6 protein-coding genes are annotated in these 8,438 nt (G+C 46.3%); 4 read left to right on the forward strand and 2 right to left on the reverse strand.

What is annotated here, in order from left to right; translation table 11 throughout:
* Nucleotides 1-190: 190 nt before the first annotated feature.
* The 4 genes from L2082_RS17090 (at nucleotide 191) to L2082_RS17105 (ending at nucleotide 6,248) form a co-directional block, all read left to right on the forward strand.
* Nucleotides 191-499 carry a hypothetical protein gene (locus L2082_RS17090; protein ID WP_446012022.1) on the forward strand — a complete coding sequence of 103 codons (309 nt, stop codon included), beginning with the start codon at nucleotides 191-193 and terminating at the stop codon, nucleotides 497-499.
* Entirely contained in the window at nucleotides 496-1,527 is a 1,032-nt protein-coding gene (locus tag L2082_RS17095; RefSeq protein ID WP_446012023.1) for a potassium channel family protein, read from the forward strand. The genes L2082_RS17090 and L2082_RS17095 overlap by 4 nt, the downstream gene beginning before the upstream one ends.
* A 78-nt stretch (nucleotides 1,528-1,605) precedes the next feature.
* Complete coding sequence (locus tag L2082_RS17100; protein WP_446012024.1) at nucleotides 1,606-5,511, forward strand: chemotaxis protein CheW; 3,906 nt, start codon at nucleotides 1,606-1,608, stop codon at nucleotides 5,509-5,511.
* A gap of 404 nt (nucleotides 5,512-5,915) precedes the next feature.
* Nucleotides 5,916-6,248: a hypothetical protein gene (locus tag L2082_RS17105; protein ID WP_446008484.1), complete on the forward strand. Its 333-nt coding sequence runs from the start codon at nucleotides 5,916-5,918 to the stop codon at nucleotides 6,246-6,248.
* Between the two features lie 27 nt (nucleotides 6,249-6,275).
* On the opposite strand, the gene L2082_RS17110 is transcribed toward L2082_RS17105, so the two are convergent.
* The gene (locus L2082_RS17110) at nucleotides 6,276-8,093 is read right to left on the reverse strand and encodes a hypothetical protein (RefSeq protein ID WP_446012025.1); all 1,818 of its coding nucleotides are present in this window, start codon (nucleotides 8,091-8,093) and stop codon (nucleotides 6,276-6,278) included.
* 2 nt (nucleotides 8,094-8,095) lie between these two features.
* Nucleotides 8,096-8,438, reverse strand: a 343-nt coding sequence (locus tag L2082_RS17115; protein ID WP_446012026.1) for a hypothetical protein, incomplete at its 5' end; no start/stop codon positions are given.

Genomic DNA, 8,438 nt, shown 5'->3' on the forward strand with positions numbered 1-8,438 from the left:
GTTAACAGCTCTGGGTATACAACGTAACGGTAAGCTGATTAACGTGAGCCTGAGAGAGCCTCCAACCTGAGGGCTGTCGGGTTATTGCGCCTTATGTCCATTTTACAGAAAGGCTGTCAGGGGCCTGTGAAATCTTATTGTAACTAACTAATTTTGCGAAATGAAGGGAAAAAGTAGAATAATAGCAGGAGTGTTTTTAGGATGTTCTCTGGTTGCTTGTGGCCCGGATCTTCCATTTACAGCAGAGTACAGCTCGCCAAATCAAGTTGTTATCCAGTATCAGGGCAAAAAGTATATCTTGGAACGCTATGGTATTCCAGCTTCTGTACCGTTCAGTTACCGGTTTGAAAAAGATGGTGATCTTGATTTGACTATTAACGGCAAATTATATGAGGTTGACAGTCCTTATGATCGGGATAAGAAAAAAATAAAGAAAAAGGTCAACAAGACCGTGAAAAAGAAATCAGCCACTAAAAGAAACGATAAGCAAACGCGATGAAAAATCGACTGAAGCGGCTCTATCTTTTTCTTCAGCGTGAGAAACTGCTGTATCTCTTTGTTGTTATCTTGGTGATCATTCTGATAAGCAGTGTTTTAATCGCCTGGTTTGAACCTGAGGTTTCTTTTACCAGTGGAGTATGGTGGAGTATAGTTACCCTCACCACTGTGGGGTACGGTGATATTTCTCCGGCAACCCCGGCAGGACGAGTGCTGGCAGTCCTTGTAATGCTTTTTGGTATAGGGTTGCTCGGAATGCTCAGCGCTGGGCTTGCCACGATGTTAATCAGCAGGAAAATGAAGGAGAATAAAGGGATGTGCCCTTCCAAAGTTAAAGATCATATTATCATCTGCGAGTGGAATCACCGGGCAAAGGCAATCCTGAAGGAATTGCGGGCTGATACTCAAACCCAAGAAACACCCATTGTCCTGGTTGCTGATATTGAAGAAATACCGGTTGATGATCCTGACCTGCTTTTTATTCGTGGAGTGGTTTGTGAGGAAACCCTGGAAAAGGCCAATCTCAAAAAAGCACGGACCATCATCGTGCTGGGTGATGATGAAGCAGAGTCTACAGCCCGTGATGCCAAAGTGGTGCTTACCACCCTCACTATTGAAAGTATGAATCCGGATGTCTACTCTGTGGTTGAGCTGGTGGATAAACGGCATGAGCCCCATTGTATTCGTGCCAATGCCGATGAAATTATCATTGGCAGTGAATTAAGCAGCCATTTGATAGCCAGTGCTGCCTCAGATCACGGGATTAGTAGGATTGTTACGGAATTATTGAGTAATCGTTATGGTAATGAACTCTATTCCATGCCTGTTCCTGCAGAAATGGTGGAGCAAAACTTTTTGGATATCTTTGTCCGCATGAAGGAAGAACAGAATGTCACGGTGTTTGGCATCCAAAAGGCCAGGGGAGGGGCCTTTCTGCCAAATCCTGACCCTGATTATTTGGTGGCAGCGACAGATCTGCTCCTGGTTATTTCCAAAGATAGAGTGAAAACGAACCATCATTGCCTGTAGTTCCATGTGACTTCTATAAACCTGCACTCGTTTTTTTGTTGCTGTTTCAGCGGGTCGGGATAGATAGATAGAGGTATTATGAGAGAGCTTCTGCTGCTTGACCTTGCCGAGTTTCGTTGCGGTGTCTGGAAAGAGGATATTCTTTCTCATGACGAGCAGAACATCCACTGGCTGACCAGCAAGGACGGGGCTGTGACTGCTATCGCCATGATGGGTGCCCATCCGGTCAGTCTGGCAGACCTCTCTTATTGTCTTGGGCTTACTCCTGCCCGCAGAGCCAGAAGATGTCCTGTGTTGGTTCCAGCTGGCCATGATCTTTCGGTTAGTTTTGTTGTGGAACAGGAAGTGGGTGAGGTGGAGGTTCATTCTTCAGAAATCCTTCCCCTGCCTGCGTATCTGCAAACGCCTTTCATTAGCAGCTGTGTTGAGCTTGAAGGAAAACTTCTTCCGCTGATTAATATCCTGACCGTCCAACACCAGGTTGCTGCTGCCGATTATTCCCCCCCAGTTCCACCCTTGCATCATTCTTTTCAGCAAGATGTCCTTCAAGAAAAAAATCAAGAAAAAAAAGCACCCTCGCTTGATACCCTCAGGGTATTTACCTGCAAAAGAAAATCCTTTCTTGCCTCAGCAGAGTATTTTTCTCCAGATAAGGCCAGTTCTCCTGGACCATTAACTACGCTTCCCCTTGTCCCGGACTTTGTACAGGGAGTAAGCCTGTATCGTCATCAGGTTCTTATTATTCTTGATCTCAGGAGATATTTGCAACTCCCGCCAGAGCAAGGAGATGAAGAGGGAAAATGGCTTATCGGTACGGTTGAAGGGCAGGGGTTTGCCTTTGTTGTTGACGATGACCAGGGAGGAGTATCTGCTGATGCTGGTTCCTTTGCCTTACTCCCTGTATTGATCCGATCTGCCTGGCGGCAACACGCATTTCTTTATGAACGAAAGATTATTTCTGTACTTGATTTCAGAGAACTCCTGGCGTTTTCACCAGATGAAATTTATTCGCAGACAGCATCTCCTCACGTTCTGCGTGTGGATACAGATAAAGGTCTTGAAGCAGCCTTTAGGAAGCAACAATTTGAAATACTGGAATTTTCCCTTTGCAATATGACCCATGCTCTGCCTGATGCTGAGGTTAGAGATACTCTCCCTTTCACCCATTGTCAGCGTCTTGCAGGAACCAGAGGACTTGTTCTGGGCATGACCCTGTACAAAGACGAATTGCTGCCAGTGCTTGATCCGGCCCGATGTTTTGGCCGGGATTCCCAGCCCACCTCAGGTTGGCAACTTTTACTGGTCTGTAACGGTGTGCTGCGGGCCTTGGTCCTGGTTGAAAAGATTCTTGGTACACGGATGCTGAGTGTGGGAGAGCAGCGCATGCTCCCCTTTGCTGTTCCCCAGTCTTCTGTTTATGGCTGTTATCCTGTGGACGGGCAGGTGGGTCTTATTCTGAATATGTTGGCCTTGACGGTTTATTTTAATTTCAATGATGAACAGGCGAGTGAGCTGTTCTTTTTTTCCGATGAATTATTACCTGTTCAATCTGATGAGCAGAGTGTAGAAGATCCTGCTGAGAACAACGACAGTTTACTTGCTGATGATTTTCTCGAACCGCGAGAGGCAGGAAAGCTGCTTCCGGCTGAGGAGGTTAACGAATCATGGTCCCCAAAAGATACAAAAGCCCCTTTTATTGATGAGAGTCTGGAACGGGGTGCTTCAGCCCTGCTGAGAGAGGAGTCTGACAGTTTGGTGCAATCAGTGGTGGCATCAATGCTGAGCCAGAAGGCTGATGGGGCAGGGCGCTCAGAGAATGAAGAGAGGGCGGATAGGCCAGAAGAGATTGATGGTCTTGTGGAGGACGCAGATGATATCTTTTCTTCTATTGTGACTGCCATGCTTGGTCATAATGATGAAGATTTGGATATTGATCTTGATATTGACGCAGGATCGCTTAGTCAGGATGAACAGGAGTGGAGTGAGGAAAAGCATTCAGCTCGTGCCTTGTTTTCTGATATCTCCGAGCCCCTTAACACTATATCAGAACCAGTAGAGACAGGTGAAGAAGAAGGCTATGTTTCAGGGAAAGATATCTTGCCGTCTTCTGAAGATTTTGTGCCTGCCCCACCTGATAAGGTTGATCAGGAGAATGATCAGAAGAATATTGTTGCTTATGATGATGCGACCCGGAGTGATGAAGCACCTCTGGTTATATTGACAGAAGAACAAAATGCCTTGTTGCTCTCATCCCTGGCAGCTGCCTTTCCTTTGGCTCCAGAAGTTCACCCCCAAAAAGCAGAAAACGATGTCTCTGAAAAAAGCGTGTCCCCGTTCTTAACAGAGAAAGGTGAAGTTGGGAGAGAAAAAAAGCTGGATAGAGATGCTGAAGATACTGAGGGTGTTGAGGATATTGCTGAAATTACAAAGCAAAGTGTTCAAAGGGAACAGATTGAGATTGAAAAAATTGCCCCGGAGAATGAAAATGAATGTATTGCTGCTGAGCCCCATCAAGCTCGAAAGGCAGATAATCAGAAGGCTGATAAGGAATCTTCTGAAGCAAACACATGGAATACCCTTGAAGAGACCGGGTTATTCCCTGAGTTTAGGGAGTTTGCTCAAGGTGGTTCCAGAAGAGTGCAACAAGGTGGGTCTTTTCTGGATATGCCCCATGCAGAGTTTGTTCAGCAGGTCAAATTTCCTGCTCTGTCTTCACCTGATCCGAGAAAGATTAAGGAGCAACTTGATAGAGTCCGGCAAAAAGAAAGGGATCTCCTGTTTCGAGGCGTTTCCCATGATTTGGCAGAGGATTCGCAGGCCCTGCAATCTGAGAGCACAAAAGATCATCGTTTGAGAAGGTGGGTGTTTCTTTTTCTGCTTGGTCTTTTTTTTGGATTTCAGGTCTGGTTCTTTGCTTTTCAGGATCAGGATCAGGACAGGCACCGAGGAAAAAGCATCACATCTATAACTGGCATTGCAGAGCGTACAGGGAATTCGGAGAAAGGATCTGATTTATCTCCTGCTATTCAGGAGCAATTTTCTGAACAGAGAAAGGAAGAGGAAACCGTATCAGCGTTCGCAGTTCCGCAATCCACTGGAAAGGAGAGTGGGAAAGAGCCTCTTGGACAATTCAGTCAAAAAGCTGTAGAGCAAAAGGAGCCTGACAGATCTGTTAAAGAAACAGTAGATCAAACAGCCAGGTCTGGAAATCAGAAATTATCTGAAAACAATAATTCTGCTGAACATCTTAATAATATTTATAATATTGGTGTGTTGAGAGATCCTGATGACTCTGGAAACAACGGTATAGTTCAACAGGGAGAGGAGGAGATTCAGGAGCCAGTGCAGGGAGATGAAAAGGGATTATTTACCACAGCACCTGCTACATTACCGCCAGGTCAAGGAGACCAGGCAGGACGGGTGTCTCGACAGCGTGATAATATCGTGCCAGAGAACTTGGCAGCAGCCTCATCAGCTGAGATGATGAATGTTGAGGTAAGAGATGTAAACGATGTGATAGAGGTGAAAAATTCGGGGCAGCACGCCGTAATAACTGAAAAGGATGCAGAGGATGAAAGTGGAGATGAGATAACGAGAAGTAAGGAAGATAAGGAGGCTGCAAAGAATGATCAAAGGAGTACTCAAAGGAGTACTCAAAGGAGTACTCAAAGGAGGGCAACAGCTTTGTTGAGGGGAATGGGACGAGAGACCCGCTCTTCTCAAGATCCTGAGAAAAAACGAAAATATGAAGCAATAACCCGACTCACTGAAGAGAAAAAAGAATCGAATCAACTACCGAAAAAATCATCAGATCATTCCCTTCATACGGTCAATAAAGGGGATACACTCTGGAAGATTTCTGAAAAGTACACCGGCAGTGGCTTTAATTACCCTGATGTGGCCAAGAAGAATAAAATTAGCAATCCTGATCTTATTTATCCTGATCAACAGGTGAGATTACCTGAACTTCCTGCACAGAAATAATTTTTGTCGCAGAGTTTTTCTACCTTTTCATCCTCTTTAATTTTTTGTCTGAGCTGTTGGTTTCACCAATAACTCTTAAAAATTATTGGGTTGAGACCTTGAGATAGCTGATTATTTCTCTTTAAAATTAAGAATTGTTATCGAGGTTATCCGTTTTGTGGTATAGTTATGAGAGTTAATCACAAGCTTGATGTGTTGAAACCTTTTAAGAAGTGGACGATAACAGGTGGGCAGTTCTGATCGTGCTGAGCTCATTCATTATGTGGGATACCTGGTAAGATTATCTGTTTTTTCAGCTGGATACTCCTGGGTGATTGGTTGTTTTTATAATAATGCAAGGCGCTGTGTAAGAAAAGCACTTGCATGAGATTTTACTTATTAATGAAGTGCAGAGGAGTAACTATATGCGTCAATTTGTTATAGATGAGCTTTCTTTTCTTGAGCATGATAATCTGGATAATTATCTCAAGCGAACTGTAAAACAAGGATCTATGGATGATGTGTTCTGGCTTGAATTACCTCAGGATTTACTGGGACCGACTCAACTTGAACACGATGATTGCGGCCCGTTTTATTTTTCAATTCTTTTGGACAAAACAGAGATCCGTATTGAATTTCTTGTCCGTAGCTCCCGCAATATCCGTTGTTCCTGTATTGACTGGGCTACCCCGGAACAGCGAGAATTTCTCCTTGATTTTATTGATACTATGATCAAGGAAGAATATATTATGGTCTGAAACAGAGGAGGAAGCTGTTTAGGTGCCTCATTCTTCCCGCCTGAACATGGGAATAGAATAATTACTCCCGAATCTTCGAAAGATATTATTGATGCCCTCATAATCCGAGGCATACATATCCTCCCGGTTACCAGCATACTCCAGTACCTCCTGGGTAAAGCCACCGGTAGAGATCAACCAGAAACGGAGTTCCGCAGGCACGGAACGTCCTTCTTCCTTCAACTGCTGTTGAAAAACCTGTGCCGCAGCTTCCAGCTTTTCCACCTGCGCCATGGACATAGGCTTTCGGGTGTATTTGCATTCGCAGAGCCAGACACGGTCTTCCTTTCCTGCTTCATTGCCCAGCACGTCAATCTGATACTCAGGACTTGCGGATGCCTTGACCCGCTGCGACCTGACGTACTGGAATAGCGGAACCTCAAGAACCTCCTCCGTTCTACCGAACCAAGCTCCGGGCAGCTGCTCACGGTTGAATTTGAGCATGGAGACCTCGACAGCCATCTCCAGGAACTTCCCTTTCAGCGTATTAATCAGCCCTTGCTGACTCAGATCGATCTCGTCCACGCCTTCCAGATCCTGCTCGTACACAAACTTGATAAAACGCATCAGGCAAATATCATTGAAAGTGTAGAATTTTTCCGCCGAGCGGTAAACCAGGTCTGCCGCATAGAGCTTTTCAATCTTTTTTGCCACTGCCTTTTTCGCCACTCCGAGCTTGTCTGCAATGGCCTTGGTGTCCACAGGCTGATTATTATAGCGGGTAAAATAGTAGATGATTTTTTTGCCCAGCTCTGTGTCATCATCCTGATTAATCAGCTCCCGGTTGTTATCAAAGTGGGTGCGCCAGAAACCATAGATCTTGCCGTTTTCTATCTCATAGCGAATAACCTGATCAACAGCCTGTTTATTCCGAAATTCTCTGGTTTCGCACTTGGAGGTGGCCAGACAGTAGAGATAATAAGGATGTCCAGCCACCTGGGCACTGGCATACAGGGCCAGCTCCGGGCTGATCATCCGTCCTCCGCCATAGTAATTGAGTGTGCTGTGCAGGAGTGCGGCCCCGTCAGGTACGGACAGCGGTTTCATGTACGTAAAGTCAAAGCGTCCACCCAACGGCCCGCCCATGACTGTTCGGAACACCATAGTCACAGCAGACCCGGACACCAGCATAGGGGCCTTGCGGCTTTGTGCCTGTCGATCAAAGGTGTTGGCGAGCCGTATGGCTCCGTATCCGTCCGAGCGGTCTTTGGCATCCATCAGTTCCTTGGGCATATCATAGACACAGGACTGCATGTCCTGGAACTCGTCAATGATCACAGCAACTCTAGTGCCGGAATGCGAGCCGAGCCGTTCTGGCACCCGGATAAACGCCTCCCAGTGGATCAGGGCCTCTTCATCCCCGTGACGATTATAGCGCCGTACAAAACGTTGAATATACTCCTGAGCCATAATGCCAGCCGTATGGTCTGTTTTGTAGTCCAAAAGGTCTTCCAACGCTATATCCTGCCCAAACAAAAGCGCATCCTGCTCACAATAAGCCAGATACTGCCGGAAAAAAGTAGTTGCGTATTCCAGAAGAAATTTTCTGAGCGTTCGTTTTTCCCGAGTCATCTTGAAGTAAAAGGGCGCAACCTGATACTCTGGCTTAAAGAACACCGTGTTTACCAGCCGGTCGAGCAGTACCGTCTTACCGATTCTGCGCGGCGCGATCAGAGCCGTACTTGATGAACCCATGCGTTGAATCGCGGCCACCCATTGATCCAGCTCGCGCAACAGCTCCACCCGGTCAGTGAATTCGTCCTCGTGGACCATCTCTTCCACCGGCCATATTTTGATCTCAGGCATTGTTAGCTCCTTTTGCCGCATTGAGATTCATCACTGCCTGTAAAGAGCGGAATGGAGTAATTACTCCCGAATCTCCGAAAAATGCTGTTGATGCCCTCGTAATCCGAGGCATACATATCCTCCCGGTTACCAGCATACTCCAGTACCTCCTGGGTAAAGCCACCGGTAGAGATCAACCAGAAACGGAGTTCCGCAGGCACGGAACGTCCTTCTTCCTTCAACTGCTGTTGAAAAACCTGTGCCGCAGCTTCCAGCTTTTCCACCTGCGCCATGGACATAGGCTTTCGGGTGTATTTGCATTCGCAGAGCCAGACACGGTCTTCCTTTCCTGCTTCATTGCCCAGC

It is taken from the genome of Candidatus Electrothrix sp. (assembly GCF_052785085.1).